Below are 14,127 nucleotides of genomic sequence, written 5' to 3' on the forward strand. Positions count from 1 at the left end.
AAAGTATTTTTTTCAATGTCCAAACTCCCTTATCCAAACTCCAATGTCCAATTTTCACTTATAATATCATATATGAAATAGACAGGCAAGGACATCCCTTATTTTTCCAGTGTTTTTATAAAGCCGTTATCTTTCAGCCATTCTGTATCATGATCAGCCAGAGCCTGACGCACTTCATGAAGGCTCTGGTTTTCCATATCGATAATTTCCCTGGTTTCTGTGACGTACATGGTTTCGTCTAAAATATAGTTGTTCAACTCATCATAGTCTAGGGCATCTTTCAGTTCCAGGCGAAGGTCTTCTGATTCCTGCAGCTTTTCCAGCAGCTTCTGCCAGTACTGGTACTCTTCTTCGGTCATGACAAAGGAACCATATTCGTCTGTATCCAGCTGATCCTGAGCACAGACTACCATCTTGGCGTATTCAGCGCCAGTAAGGCGATCAAATACAGACAGCTGTCGTTCTTCTCCATTGACGTATACGCGCATAGCGCACCTCCTGTATGTGTCCTGCAATAGTGAGGACATATGAAAAAATCCTGCAGATTTCTCCGCAGGATCTATGCTACTTTGTTTATGCTTCTGCTTCAACCGGGTAAACGCTTACTTTACGGTTAAATTTACCAGCCCGTTCAAACGCTACTTTCCCAGCAGCCGTAGCGAACAACGTGTCATCTTTACCGATGCCGACGTTTACGCCCGGATGGAAATGCGTGCCGCGCTGGCGAACGATGATGTTGCCGGCTTTAACGACGACGCCGTCGTGGCATTTAACGCCAAGGCGTTTCGATTCACTGTCACGGCCGTTACGCGTGGAGCCAGTCCCTTTTTTATGAGCAAAGAGCTGTAAGTTAAAATTAAACATTCCGTTCACCTCCTGATGTCAAGGTATGGAGTACCATATACTCTCTGTATTGCGCTGCAATCTGATCTAATCCTAATTTCATCGTCTGCAGAATGACCGTCTGTTCCGCACCGCTGTTTCGTATGTGTACAGATAAAAATCCTTCATCCATTTCATACGACACATCCTGAGGAACATAGTGAAGAAGACCGAGCAGAGCGGTCTGTGCCAGTGCAGACACAGCTGCACAGACGATGTCACTGCCTTCTTCAGCATAACCGGCATGCCCTTCCATGGTAAAGCCACAGGGCTGCCCCTTCAGGTCACACTGCCAGTTAACGGTAATCATTAGCCTTCGATTTTTTCAATCGTTACTTTCGTAAACGGCTGACGATGACCCTGACGGCGACGGTAGTTGGATTTGGCTTTGTATTTGAAAATACGGATTTTCTTTGCTTTGCCCTGTTCCACTACTTTAGCTGTAACTTTGGCACCGTCCACAACGGGAGTACCGAATTTAGCGTCAGCATCGCTGACAACAGCCAGTACCTGGTCAAATACTACTTCGGAATCTACATCGGCAGTCAGTTTTTCAACAAAAATATTGTCGCCTTCCTGAACGCGATACTGTTTTCCGCCGGTTTTAATAATTGCGTACATGAGTGACACCTCCTCATCAATATACTCGCTGAATACGGCGTCCCTTGCGGGAACTTGCAGGCCTCTCCATGCGGCTTATCCTAGCCACTTATGCTACGACCCTTATATATTACCAGATAGAGATTCTCTTGTCAATCTTTTTTACTGGCCATTGTGGTCGAAATAATCAGCCAGGCCTTTGACGATGCTTTCAGCAAAATTCTGCTGCTGCTGTTCCGAGTTCAGTGCCTGTTCTTCTGTGGGATTGGAAATAAAGCCCAGTTCCAGCAGGACAGCAGGCATATTGGTGTGCAGGAGAACGTAGAAGTTGGCTGTCCGCGTACCGCGGTCGGAGAAATTCGTAGCGGCCATGTTCTGAGCATGGAGATATTTTGCCAGACTGTAGTCATACGGGGTTTTGCTGTTATAGTAGGCTGTAACGCCTCCGGCATCGGCACTGGAGAACGAGTCAATGTGAATGCTGACGAAGGCATCGGCCTGCGCGGCATTGGCAATATTGCAGCGGGCCTGCAGTTCTTCTACGGCACCGTCATAGGGTGCGTATACATCGACATCGGTCGTACGGGTCATGACGACTTTTGCGCCGGCATCATTCAGCAGTTCAGCTACTTTCTGACCAATGGCCAGGGTAATGTTTTTTTCCTGCGAGAACGAACCAATAGCACCTGTATCACTGCCGCCATGGCCAGGATCAATGGCGATTACTTTTCCCTTAAGGCCCTGAGTCAGGCTGTAGGATTTACTGTTGCCGTACGAAGGAACGTCGACAGCCGGTTTGGACGTATTCGTCTTGGCTGTACTGCCCTTCTTGCCGGCATTATTAATACCAATAGCGGCATCATTCCAGTGACTCCACTGTTTTACTTTCCCTGATTTGTCATTCAGGTCAATGACGACGCGCATGCCCTTTTTATTCTTATCCGTTCCCGGCAGGGTAAACACTTTGATATCCTTTTTCGTGACCGCCTGGGGAACCTTGAAATTGACATCTGTTCCTGACGAACGCTGCGTCAGGGTAATGCGGGACACGACGTTGTGATTGGCATCATACCGCTTGTCCACATTTTTGGCAATTTTCGTATGCGGCAAGGTGACACTGATGTATTCACCTGATTCATCCAGAAACAGGCGCGGCGTCGTCCTGTCTGTCACTTCCAGTACAGTGCGCACAAAGGGCGTATTCGCATCGTTGCGGGTAGCCGTACGAACGCTGGTAATTTCCGCTTTCGGTGCTGCCTGTACCATCGTCATAGGGATAACGGCCAGGAGCAGCAGCAACGGAAGCATACATAGTTTTTTCAACACGCAAATCTTCTCCTTTATCCTGATTTCATGTCATTATACCACAATACCGTCGACTTCGCACCCTTTCTAAGGGTATCTCCCAAAATGCATAAGCGATTCGCTCCGTTTTGTGCGTCTCTGCGCTCCTTCAAAACGGCCTCTCTGCTTATACCACAATCCCGTTCATTTCGCACCCTTTCTAAGGGTATCTCCCAAATTGCATAAGCGATTCGCTCCGTTTTGCGCGTCTCTGTGCTAGGCCTGTCCCAGGTCCCGGCGCAGGGCGGCAATTTCCTGACGCAGCCGCTCTTCTTCTTCTTTGTTGCGCCTGATTGTAATGGTAAAGGCCATGCCCTCTTCGGCTCCGTCAGGAAGCAATTCCAGAGGAAACTGCAGTTCATGTTCATCATCATTTAAAATGATATACGCCGTCTGTTCCGTAATTCTGTCAATCGATCCGATGAGTTCTTTCATAGCCTATCTCTCCTTGGAAATCTGATAGGATTTCCCATCACTGAGAATAGAGATGACGCCGTCCTGGTCCGTTCGGTACACGTTAACATGATTCTTTTTCAATGTGTCCAGCGTCGGCTTATGCGGGAACTTATACTGATTGTTGACGCCGCAGGAAATGGTTCCTTCTTTCGGACTTACAGCCTGAACAAAGGCCGGTGAAGACGACGTCTTGCTGCCGTGATGGCCTACTTTAAGGACATCGGCATGAAGAGTCTTCTTGTCATACAGTTTCAGCATCTGATCTTCCGCTTCTTTCTGTGCATCTCCCGTAAACAGAATGCTGAAGTCGCCGTAAGTCATTTTGCAGACAATGGAGTTGTTATTCGTCAGGCCGCTTTCTGACAGGCCCTGGGTGTTTTTCTTCGTAAAGGGCTCACCCGGCGACAGTACCTGGAATGCAATATCGCCGGCAAAGGTAAAGGAATCGCCCCGTTTCAGCACCGTATAGGGAATCTTCTTGTTTTTAATATTTTTCAGGTAATTCTTGTACATTGCCGTATTGGCAGCCTGGCCGTTATCGTAAATCTGCTTAATTGGAAAGGCTTTAAACAAGGCTGCCATGCCGCCCATGTGATCGCCGTGAGGGTGGCTGATCATAACGGCATCCAGTGTTTTGACGTGGTGCTCTTTCAGCTGTTTTACCAGTTCATCGCGATGATCTACATCGCCTGTATCGATGAGCATATTCTGTCCTTTATACTGAATCAGCGTCGCATCGGCCTGCCCTACGTTAAGCATGTACACGTGCAGAGCGGCGTCAGAATCGGCTACGGTGGCGGCAACAGCGCCCTTTTGCCCGCTGTCAGTCTGACTGGCCTGCTGTTGGCTGCATCCAGAAAGAAAGGCCATGAAGGCCAGGCAAAGAGCGACTGCAACAGCCACAGTTGATTGTTTCCACTTATGCCAGTTCATGTTCGTCATCTCCAATCATCGGTTTCTGCAGCACCAGGTTAGCCCGCTGTCCTTCCAGATGCTGAATGACCTTCGGCACTTCATCGGCCACTTCCATGGGCGTAAAGCCGTACGGGCCGTAACTGCGGCTGCAGGCGTCTCCGGCAGCACCGTGCAGGTATACGGCTGCACAGGCAGCGCTGCACAGATCGGGGCGCCCTTCTCTGGCTGCGATGGCCGCAATCATGCCGGTCAGGACATCGCCCATACCGCCGCAGGCCATGCCGGCATTACCGGTAGGATTGACATAGGCATTGCCTGTCCTGGCCGATACGATAATGGTCGGTGCTCCTTTGAGAACCAGATTGACCTGCCACTGCCGGACAAATTCTTTGGCCGCTGCCAGCCGGTCTTCCTGAATCCGCTTCAGCGTCCAGCCGCTGAGACGACTGAATTCGGCGTCATGAGGCGTAAAGACAAGACGTCCGCCATGGGCTGCGGCGAAATCCCGTTCTCCGGCCAGCAGATTCAGAGCGTCTGCATCGACGACGACAGGGCATGACGTCCCGGCGATCATCTGTTTGACAAAGTCTTTCGTTTCTTCCTGCCGGCCCAGGCCCGGCCCAATGGCCAGGACGGTCCAGTTTCTGCTTTCTGCCAGAAGTTCCTGGGCATCGTGGCCGGTAAAGAAGGTCTGACCTACGCCTTTGACCATAATTTCCGGCTGTCTGCCAATGCAGTACGGCGCAGCCTGAGACGGTACCCGCAGGAACACCTTTCCGCCGCCGCTGCGGACCGCGCCGTGGGCACTCATGAGGGCAGCGCCGGCCATGTCGCTGCATCCGGCAGCAATGGCGATGACGCCATGCGTTCCTTTATGGCTGTCCGGACTTCTGGGCGTAAGCAGCTCGGCAATATCCGATTCCTGCAGCATATACGCCGCATCTTCTTCAGGCTGCACCAGCAGCGGCAGAGGCATGCCGATAGCATCGAGTTCGACGTGGCCCGCACAGGTCCGTCCCGGATACAGGACCAGGCCCCGCTTGAGGGCGCCAAAGGTAACGGTCATATCGGCAAAAAGAGGGCCGTTTTCATCTTCTCCTTCGCCGCTGACCGCACCGGTATCGGCATTGACGCCTGTAGGCATATCGACGGAAATCACCTGGAGCGTACCGGTTGCGGCCATTTCGTTGACCAGGGAAACGACTTCTGAATAGGGTGCCCGCAGACTGCCGTGAAAGCCGGTTCCCAGCATGGCATCGACAGCAATCTGGCAGGAAGCCAGGCGGCGGCGCAGCAGCGCCCAGGCCTGGTCTGACGGCACGAACCGGGTAATCCGGCACGTGTCTCCATCAGCCAGGGCCTTCAGGGTCTGCAAGTGGGCCTGGCTTTCTGCGCTGTATCCGTCAGGATCGCCTAACACGTATACGTACACCCGTGCGCCGGCTCCCAGAATATGGCGGGCAATGACAAAGCCGTCGCCGCCGTTGTTCCCTTTCCCGCACAGAATGATTACATCCTTACCTTCCCAGCCGCCAATATACTGACTGCTCCGTTCAGCAACAGCATGGCCGGCATTTTCCATCAGCACTGCCGGCGCAATGGCGTATATGCCGTGCATGGCAGTCTGATCCATCTGCCGCATCTGGGCAGCTGTGTTTAATTTCTGCATACTGCAAACTCCTTTCGTATCTCTCGTTTCTTACAGAATCACCTGAGCAATGGCATAGTCCCCGTCATGGCTGATCGACAGGGACGGTATCTGACCGGAAGCTACGGCCTGTGCATAGTATCCCCGCAGCTGCAGGACCGGTGCACCCAGCGACGTATGGGTTACTTCAATGTCTGTCCATTTTCCCTGGCGAAATCCCGTACCCAGGGCCTTGACGAAGGCCTCTTTGGCAGCAAATATTCCGGCCAGCGAAGCATGCTGCGCCTTCTGCCGACCCTGGCAGTATGCCAGTTCCTGCTCCGTAAAAAAGCGGAGCAGCGACCGCTCATGCCGCCGGACCATGTCTTCTATGCGGCTGATCTGTACAATATCGATTCCACATGTCATGATAAAAATTCTCCTAAAAAATGCCGCAATCCCTGTTATCCAGGAACTGCGGCAACAATTACCATTTCTGCATTCGGATACAAACGGCCAGGCCTTCCAGTATAACCCGAAATGTCGCAAAAGACAGCGTCATATCGGCATATACAGAATGGGTGACCTTATACGACAGGACGACTTCTCGCTTCTGATAGTCATAGGCCAGGCCGTGCAGATTGGATTCAAACGTGTATTTCGGCGCCGGAACCTTAAACTGCGGCGGCTTTTCCACTTCCAGGCCGTGAATCATGCGTTCAAGGAGCACCGTTTTCGGCACTTCAGACTGCAGCATTTCTTCTACAAAACTATCCAATACAGACATGACTGCCTCAGTGTTCGCCGAAGAAGTGATCATGAATAGCCTTGACGGCTTTGTCGACACATTCTTCTCCAATCAGACAGGTAATGCTGATTTCAGAAGTGGAAATAATTTCAATATTAACGCCATTGTCGCCGAGAACACCGAACATACCGGCAGCAATACCGGGATGACCAGCCATGCCGGCACCGACAACGGATACTTTGGCCATATTTTTATCAATCAGAATATCTTCAGCATGCATCTGAGAACGGATGTGTTCCAGAACAGACATGGCTTCCGGAAGTTCCGTACCGGCAATGGTGAAGGTAATGTCCGTAACCCCTTCTTTGGCCACGCGGACGCTCTGAACGATCATATCGACATCAATGTTCTTTTCTGCCAGTTCAGCAAAAATCTTATAGGCATAGCCCGGTTTATTGGGAATCCCCAGAACCGTAATTTTAGCGACGTTTTTATCAGATGCAACACCATGAATCAAGTACTGTTTTATTTCCATCGAGCAGACCTCCTGAATAATTGTGCCTTCATCTTCCGTAAAGGTAGAACGAACGTGAATGGGAACGTTGAAACGGCTGCCCATTTCCACAGCCCGGGGCTGCATGACGCCGGCGCCGAGTTTGGCCATTTCCAGCATTTCCCCATAGGTAATTTCCTTTATTTTATGAGCTGTCGGCACGACGCGGGGATCAGCCGTATATACGCCGTCTACGTCGGTATAGATTTCGCAGACATCAGCATGAATGGCACCGGCAATAGCGACTGCCGTCGTGTCCGATCCGCCGCGGCCCAGTGTCGTAATATCTCCGTGTCCCGTAATCCCCTGGAATCCGGCAACGACGACGACATTTCCGTCACGAAGGGCTTCCATGATGCGGTCCGGTTCCATTTCCAGAATACGTCCCTTATTGAACGCATCACTCGTGCGGATGCCGGCCTGAGCGCCAGTAAGCGAAATAGCCTTCTGCCCGGCTGCTTCAAAAGCCATGGCCATAAGGGCGATGGAAACCTGTTCCCCCGTAGAGAGAAGCATGTCCATTTCACGGCCATATGTCTTCGTCGTAATCTGTTTTGCCAGCGATACCAGATCATCTGTCGTATCACCCATTGCGGAGACGACGATGACGATCTGATCCCCTTCTTTTTTCCCTTTCAGTACACGCTGTACAATGGCACGCATTTTGTCCGGTGTCGCAACAGAGCTGCCGCCAAACTTCTTAACGATTAATGCCAACTTGAATCCCTCGCTTTTGTTTAAATATGTCCAGTAAATAACTTACCTTTTTTACCATATACAGCATAATATCATGGACGTATAAAAAAGTAAAGTGACATTACATAAAAAAGCTCCCTGCCCCAGGCAGAGAGCTTTTGCATGCAAGAAGACGAGCAATCAATAAGCCGAGTTTTGTTCTGCTTGCGCAGTGACAATCATCTATCTAGACATGCCATTGCTGACATGTTCAAGCGACACAACCCGGAAGGTCAGCGGGCCGCCTCATCCCTCCCCTATTCGGTCTTGCTCCAGATGGGGTTTACCTAGCCGGCATGTTACCATACCGCTGGTGCGCTCTTACCGCACCGTTCCACCCTTACCACATACGTGGCGGTACACATTTCTGTGGCACTATCCCTAAAGTCGCCTTCGCCGGACGTTATCCGGCATCTTGCCCTGTGGAGCTCGGACTTTCCTCTAGTGCAGGCACTAGCGATTGTCTTTCATACTCGTCATTTGCTAATAATACGATAAAAACGGAGAAAAGTCAACGCCTATTCCCCATTTGCCTGCTGCAGCAGGGAGCGGTCAATTTCTTCCAGCAAGGCCGTTACGAGCTGCTCTTCCGGTACGGTCCGCAGCACAGTGCCGTGCGAAAAGACGATTCCCTTTCCCTTGCCGCCGGCAATACCGAAATCCGCTTCTTTTGCTTCTCCCGGGCCGTTGACGACACAGCCCATGACCGCTACTTTAATGGGAACGGTTAAATGGGAAATAGCCTGCTGCACTTCCTGAGCCAGGCCGATCAGATTGACCTGAGTCCGGCCGCAGGTCGGGCACGATATAAGGGTAGGACCGAAGGACCGCAGGCCCAGAGAGCTGAGAATCTTCTGTCCCACCTTGATTTCTTCTGCCGGATCTCCCGTAAGGGATACGCGGATCGTATCGCCAATGCCCTGATACAGCAGTGTGCCGATGCCAATAGCCGATTTAATCGTCCCATCCTGCACCAGTCCCGCTTCGGTTACGCCCAGATGCAGGGCATAGGGGACCTTGGCAGCCAGCTTCGTATAGGCTTCAATCATGAGGGGCACGTCCGACGCTTTCAGGGAAATAACCATATTCCGGTAGTCCATGTTTTCCAGAATGCGGATATGCCGCAGCGCCCCTTCTACCATGCCGTCAGCTGTCGGATGACCGCCGTAGGCCTGCAGAATATCTGCCGGCAGGGACCCTGTATTGATGCCGATGCGAATGGGAATATGACGGGGCCGTACTTTTTCCACGACTTTTACGACATTGTCGTCAGCACCGATGTTGCCGGGATTCAGCCGCAGGGCCTGAACACCGCTGTCCACAGCAGCCAGAGCCAGGCGGTAGTCAAAATGAATATCGGCCACAATGGGAACAGGCGACGCCGCGACGACGGCTTTCAGTCCCTGGGCTGCAGCCATATCGGGAACGGCAAAGCGAATCAGTTCGGCCCCGCACGCAGCGAGACGGCGCACATCGGCAATGGCCTGCGCCTCTTCTGAGGGACTAACAGTCGACATGGTCTGTACAGAAACGGGCGCATCACCGCCTATGCGGAGAGAACCTACGGAAACGGGCAGACTCTTTCTGCGCAGCATACGGAATCATTCTCCCTTCTAAATGCGACTAATATCCTGGAACATGGCAAAGACAAACAAGGCACCTAACAGAGCCATGCCGGTAAGCTGAATGTAATACAAAGCCTTCTTAGGCATCCGCCGCCGTGTCACGCCTTCGATGAGCAGCAGAATAATATGGCCGCCGTCGAGCATGGGAATAGGCAGTAAATTGAGGATGCCCAGATTAATGCTCAGAAAGGCCGTAAAAATGAGGAGATTGACAAAGCCGACAGAAGCTACCTGTCCAGCCAGCTGAGCCACGCCCAGAGGGCCGGCCAGTTCAGCTTTTTCCGTCCCCGTTACCATCTGGTAAATGCCCTTCAGCATGAGGACGCAGATCTGTCCCGTCCGCTGCAGGGCCATGCCTGCTGACTCCAGAAAGCCGTGGGACTGCACGGTCACGACGGGAAAAATCCCCAGGACCGGACGATTGGACTGGGCATCCTGCTGCGGTATCAGTTCCACACTCATGCGGTTACCGTCACGGTCGATGGTGACAGCGACGACTTCTTTGCTGTGCTTGGCTACGGCTTCGGGAATATCCTTCCACGAATTCACAGGCGTACCGCCAATGGAAAGAATGCGGTCGCCAGGCTGAATGGCCGCCTGGGCCGCAGCCGACTTCTCAATGACCGAGCCGACGACCGGTTCCTGCGACACGTTTGACGTGCCGGCAAAAAAGGTAACGCCCCAGAAGAGCAGCACAGCCAGTACGATATTCATAAACGCGCCGGCAGCAATGACGATAAGCCGTGAGTGAACAGGCTTATTCAGAAAAGACCGGTCTGTCAGTTCTTCTTCTTCCGTCATGCCGGCAATCCGGTTAAATCCGCCCAGCGGAACAGCCCGCAGGGAATAGACCGTCTCTCCCCGGCGGCAGCTGTAAATCTTCGGACCAAAGCCGATGGCAAATTCATCGACCTGCATGCCCGTCCACTTGGCCGTCAAAAAATGGCCTAATTCATGAACAAAGACGATGAGACTGAATACAAAAACAGTCGCTGCAATGGTAATTCCCAATGGTATTCACCTTTCTAAAACAGAGAAACAGCACAGCGCCGCGCCCATGCATCAGCGGCGCGAATCGATTCCAGCGTTACGTCGCGGCAGGGAACATGCTGTTCCATGACGCGCCGGACAATATCAAAAATACGGGTAAAGGAAATTTCTTTCCGCAAAAACGCATAGACAGCTTCTTCGTTGGCGCCGTTCAGCACACACGGCATGGTGCCGCCAATGGTTCCGGCTTCATAGGCCAGGGGCAGAGAAGGAAATTTCTTATTATCCGGAGAAAAAAATTCCAGTTTTCCCAGCGTCTTCCAGTCAACAGAAGCTGCGCCTCGTACAGCACGGCGCTGGGGATACGTAAAGGCATACTGAATGGGAAGACGCATATCGGGCATTCCCAGCTGTCCCAATACGGAACCGTCAATAAATTCCACCATGGAATGAATGATGCTCTGCGGCTGAATGACGACTTCAATGCGGTCAAAAGGCATGTGAAACAGCCAGTGTGCTTCAATGACTTCCAGTCCCTTATTAAACATCGTCGCCGAGTCAATCGTAATCTTGCCGCCCATATGCCATGTCGGATGTTTCAGGCACTGTTCGACCGTAATATGGGCAAAGTCTTCCAGAGGACGGCGAAAGTGAGGACCGCCGGAAGCCGTAATCAGAAGTTTCTGCACTTCTTCAGGCTGACGGCCCTGAAGGCACTGGAAAACAGCGCCGTGTTCACTGTCTACGGGAAGAATGCGGACGCCTTTACGTGCCGCTTCACGCATGACCAGTTCCCCTGCTGCTACAAGGGTCTCCTTATTGGCCAGAGCAATATCCAACCCCTTGTCGATGGCATGAAGGGTTGGTTCAATGCCGGCTGCACCGACCAGGGAGGTCAGGACCGTATCGGCCTCGGCTTCGTCGATGAGCTTCAGTAATCCTGCAGCACCGGAAAAGACGGTACACGTCTGCCCTACTTCACGGCGCAGCTTTTCTGCCGCTGCCGGATCTACCATACAGGCAAAAGGCGTCTGATGGGCTAAAATCTGCTGGGCTGCCGTCTGCCAGTCCGATTTGGCTGCCACAGCTGCCAGGGAAAATTCCCCCTCACAGCCGTCAATGACATCGACAGCCTGCGTACCAATAGAGCCGGTACTCCCCAGTATGATAATTCGTTTCATCACAGCACCTCCACTATGCAATCAGCGTAAGGTATACATAGACGGCCGGAGCAGCAAAGAGCAGGCTGTCAAACCGATCGAGAACGCCGCCGTGTCCGGGAATAATCGATCCCGAGTCCTTTACCTGACAAAGGCGCTTCAGAATGGATTCTGCCAGGTCGCCCATCGGAGCTGTTACTGCAACGATGAGGCCGATGACAAAGCCGTGAAGCAGGGAAAACTGAAAGACTGCCGAAAAGATCAGCGCTGTCAGTACAGTGCCGATAAAGCCGCCAATGGCGCCTTCCCGGGTCTTTCCCGGGCTGATTGTCGGACACAGCTTCGTCTTTCCTTTCCACTTGCCGACGGCAAAGGCAAAGGTATCGCTGGCCCACGTCGAAAAGATGAGGAGGAACGTAAAGAACCGGGCCGGTTCCAGCATAACCGACGAAAAGGAACCGGTCAGATAGGAACCGAGCAGGCCGTTCCGCAGAGCCAGCAGAGACAGAAAGCCGCAGCCAACATACAACAGGCCGTACATCGTATAGGCACTGTCAACAGGTTTGACCTGGCCGTGAAACAGGACGGTCTTGGTCAGGAGCCACAGAAGCATGACCACGGCAAAGAGCATCATGAGCTTGACGCTGCCGTACCAGTAAGCCCCCATCATGGCAATCAGCCATACAGCTCCGGTCCGGTCTGCTACAGCTGCCTTCAGCCTGGCTGCCAGATTGCCGTATTCATACCAGCTTCCCAGAGCCAGGAGAGCCATCATGATAAAAAACAGCCAGTTTCCTTCATAAATAACAAAAATGGTAAAGGCGCCGCCAACAACGCCAGTAATGATTCTTTTTGCCAACATAGTCGTCTATTCCCTACCTTACTTTAAGCCGCCAAAGCGCCGTTCCCGGCCCTGATAGGCCAAAATCGCCTCGATGAGCGTATCTTTTGTAAATTCAGGCCAGCATACATCAGTATACCAGAACTCGGCATAGGCAATCTGCCACAGCAGAAAATTGCTGACCCGTTTGTCTGTTCCCGGGCGAATCAGCAGATCCACATCTGTTTCCGGTGCGGTATACAAATACTGGCTGACCGTGTCTTCCTGAATATCTTCCGGCCGGAGCTCTCCCTTCTGCACAGCAGCGGCAATGCGCTGTACCGCCTGGGTCAGCTCCATGCGGCCGCCGTAATTGACGGCTACATTCAGGATGAGTCCCGTGTTGCCGGCCATCTTTTCCTCAGCCTGCCGGAAGGCTTCCTGCAGCTGCGGACTCAGGCGCGTCCTGTCGCCAATAAAGCGAAGACGGACGTTGTGCTCGTGCAGTTCCAGCAGATTGCGGCGCAGATACTCATTCATGAGCTTCATGATATACGATACTTCCTCAGCTGGCCGCTTCCAGTTCTCTGTGGAAAAGGCATATACTGTCAGCACCTGGATACCCAGTTCTCCGGCGGCGACGACGATGCGCTTCAGCGTATCTGCGCCGGCCCGATGCCCATAGGTGCGCGGCATTTTTCGCCGTTTGGCCCATCGCCCGTTGCCGTCCATAATGATGGCCACATGACGGGGCATATTGTCCCGGTCCAGCTCTGCTTCTGAAACGGCGCCGCCGGGACGGTCTCCTTTTTTTCCGAAAAAGTTAATCATAGTCCTGTTCTCCACCCTGCATGGCCTGCTGAACGGACGCACTGCTCTTCATCGTATCGTTGACGAGCAGGCAGACGACGCCGTCGTCTGCCTTGCGGGCCCGGATGACATAGGAAACACCTTCTGCACAGGCGAAGAAACGACTCCGCGACACGGTGCGCTCTATGCGGCAGGGCATATCATTTTCCTGCAATACAGAGATGGCATACCGTAACGGCATGCCAACAAGATTTCGTATATCCATTATACTTCCATAACTTCTTTTTCTTTTTTTGCCTTGATTTCATCAATGATCTTGATTTTTTTATCAGTCAGCTTCTGGATATTCGTCTGTCCTTCCTTGCTGTCATCTTCGGTTACTTCTTTTTTCTTTTCCATTTTCTTGATCATTTCATTGGCATCGCGGCGAATGTTGCGGATGACAACTTTGGAATCTTCTGCAATTTTGCTGACCCGCTTGCTCAGTTCTTTACGACGGTCTTCGGTGAGCTGCGGAATTTCCAGGCGGATAATCGTGCCGTCATTGTTCGGGTTCAGGCCCAAATCGGATTTCAGAATGGCTTTTTCAATTTCGCCGAGCATCTTCCGTTCCCACGGCGCAATCGTAATGAGGCGCGGTTCCGGAGCCGATACGTTGGCAACCTGTTTGACCGGTGTCGGCGTACCATAGTAGTCAACCATGACCCGATCCAGCAGGGATGCACTGGCGCGGCCAGTCCGTACAGAGGTCAGTTCCCGTTTCAGTGCTTCAATCGTTTTATCCATTTTTTCTTCATGCATTGCAATAACTTCTTTTACTTCCATGTCTGTTCACTTCCTTAATGTATAATAGTATATGTAT

18 protein-coding genes and 1 other RNA gene are annotated in these 14,127 nt (G+C 52.2%); all 19 read right to left on the minus strand.

Features of this window, described 5'->3' with window-relative positions:
* Positions 1-98 precede the first annotated feature (98 nt).
* Complete coding sequence (locus Q3886_RS03430) at positions 99-488, minus strand: hypothetical protein (RefSeq protein WP_301859767.1); 390 nt, start codon at positions 486-488, stop codon at positions 99-101.
* Positions 489-573: 85 nt separating this feature from the next.
* Positions 574-864: a 50S ribosomal protein L27 gene (gene rpmA / locus Q3886_RS03435; RefSeq protein WP_301859768.1), complete on the minus strand. Its 291-nt coding sequence runs from the start codon at positions 862-864 to the stop codon at positions 574-576.
* Positions 857-1,192 carry a ribosomal-processing cysteine protease Prp gene (locus Q3886_RS03440; RefSeq protein WP_301859769.1) on the minus strand — a complete coding sequence of 112 codons (336 nt, stop codon included), beginning with the start codon at positions 1,190-1,192 and terminating at the stop codon, positions 857-859. Before Q3886_RS03440 ends, rpmA begins: the two co-directional genes overlap by 8 nt.
* The gene (gene rplU, locus Q3886_RS03445) at positions 1,192-1,503 is read right to left on the minus strand and encodes a 50S ribosomal protein L21 (protein WP_301859770.1); all 312 of its coding nucleotides are present in this window, start codon (positions 1,501-1,503) and stop codon (positions 1,192-1,194) included. Before rplU ends, Q3886_RS03440 begins: the two co-directional genes overlap by 1 nt.
* A gap of 141 nt (positions 1,504-1,644) precedes the next feature.
* A complete protein-coding gene (locus Q3886_RS03450; protein WP_301859771.1) occupies positions 1,645-2,808 on the minus strand; it encodes an N-acetylmuramoyl-L-alanine amidase in 1,164 nt (387 codons plus the stop codon).
* Positions 2,809-3,042: 234 nt separating this feature from the next.
* Entirely contained in the window at positions 3,043-3,261 is a 219-nt protein-coding gene (locus tag Q3886_RS03455) for a DUF3006 domain-containing protein (protein ID WP_301859772.1), read from the minus strand.
* Positions 3,262-3,264: 3 nt separating this feature from the next.
* Entirely contained in the window at positions 3,265-4,215 is a 951-nt protein-coding gene (locus Q3886_RS03460) for a ComEC/Rec2 family competence protein (protein WP_301859773.1), read from the minus strand.
* A complete protein-coding gene (locus Q3886_RS03465; RefSeq protein WP_301859774.1) occupies positions 4,202-5,866 on the minus strand; it encodes an NAD(P)H-hydrate dehydratase in 1,665 nt (554 codons plus the stop codon). Before Q3886_RS03465 ends, Q3886_RS03460 begins: the two co-directional genes overlap by 14 nt.
* 30 nt (positions 5,867-5,896) lie before the next feature.
* On the minus strand, positions 5,897-6,253 hold the full coding sequence (gene acpS / locus Q3886_RS03470; protein WP_301859775.1) for a holo-ACP synthase: 357 nt from the start codon (positions 6,251-6,253) through the stop codon (positions 5,897-5,899).
* A gap of 58 nt (positions 6,254-6,311) precedes the next feature.
* Positions 6,312-6,611, minus strand: a complete 300-nt coding sequence (locus Q3886_RS03475; RefSeq protein ID WP_301859776.1) for a hypothetical protein — start codon at positions 6,609-6,611, stop codon at positions 6,312-6,314.
* A 7-nt stretch (positions 6,612-6,618) separates the two neighbouring features.
* Positions 6,619-7,842, minus strand: a complete 1,224-nt coding sequence (locus Q3886_RS03480; RefSeq protein ID WP_301859777.1) for an aspartate kinase — start codon at positions 7,840-7,842, stop codon at positions 6,619-6,621.
* A 148-nt stretch (positions 7,843-7,990) separates the two neighbouring features.
* Positions 7,991-8,336, minus strand: an RNA gene (gene rnpB / locus Q3886_RS03485) — RNase P RNA component class A.
* 42 nt (positions 8,337-8,378) lie between these two features.
* A complete protein-coding gene (gene ispG, locus Q3886_RS03490; protein ID WP_301859778.1) occupies positions 8,379-9,455 on the minus strand; it encodes a flavodoxin-dependent (E)-4-hydroxy-3-methylbut-2-enyl-diphosphate synthase in 1,077 nt (358 codons plus the stop codon).
* 18 nt (positions 9,456-9,473) lie between these two features.
* Entirely contained in the window at positions 9,474-10,496 is a 1,023-nt protein-coding gene (gene rseP, locus Q3886_RS03495) for an RIP metalloprotease RseP (protein ID WP_301859779.1), read from the minus strand.
* Between the two features lie 14 nt (positions 10,497-10,510).
* Entirely contained in the window at positions 10,511-11,656 is a 1,146-nt protein-coding gene (dxr, locus tag Q3886_RS03500; RefSeq protein ID WP_301859780.1) for a 1-deoxy-D-xylulose-5-phosphate reductoisomerase, read from the minus strand.
* 13 nt (positions 11,657-11,669) lie between these two features.
* On the minus strand, positions 11,670-12,497 hold the full coding sequence (locus Q3886_RS03505; protein WP_301859781.1) for a phosphatidate cytidylyltransferase: 828 nt from the start codon (positions 12,495-12,497) through the stop codon (positions 11,670-11,672).
* Positions 12,498-12,515: 18 nt separating this feature from the next.
* Positions 12,516-13,286 carry an isoprenyl transferase gene (locus Q3886_RS03510; protein ID WP_301859782.1) on the minus strand — a complete coding sequence of 257 codons (771 nt, stop codon included), beginning with the start codon at positions 13,284-13,286 and terminating at the stop codon, positions 12,516-12,518.
* Entirely contained in the window at positions 13,279-13,530 is a 252-nt protein-coding gene (locus Q3886_RS03515; protein ID WP_301859783.1) for a hypothetical protein, read from the minus strand. Before Q3886_RS03515 ends, Q3886_RS03510 begins: the two co-directional genes overlap by 8 nt.
* Positions 13,530-14,090 (minus strand): ribosome recycling factor, encoded by a 561-nt coding sequence (gene frr / locus Q3886_RS03520; RefSeq protein WP_301859784.1) that lies wholly within the window; start codon positions 14,088-14,090, stop codon positions 13,530-13,532. The genes Q3886_RS03515 and frr overlap by 1 nt, the downstream gene beginning before the upstream one ends.
* Positions 14,091-14,127 lie beyond the last annotated feature (37 nt).

This window comes from uncultured Megasphaera sp. (assembly GCF_958350005.1).
Taxonomy (GTDB): domain Bacteria; phylum Bacillota; class Negativicutes; order Veillonellales; family Megasphaeraceae; genus Megasphaera.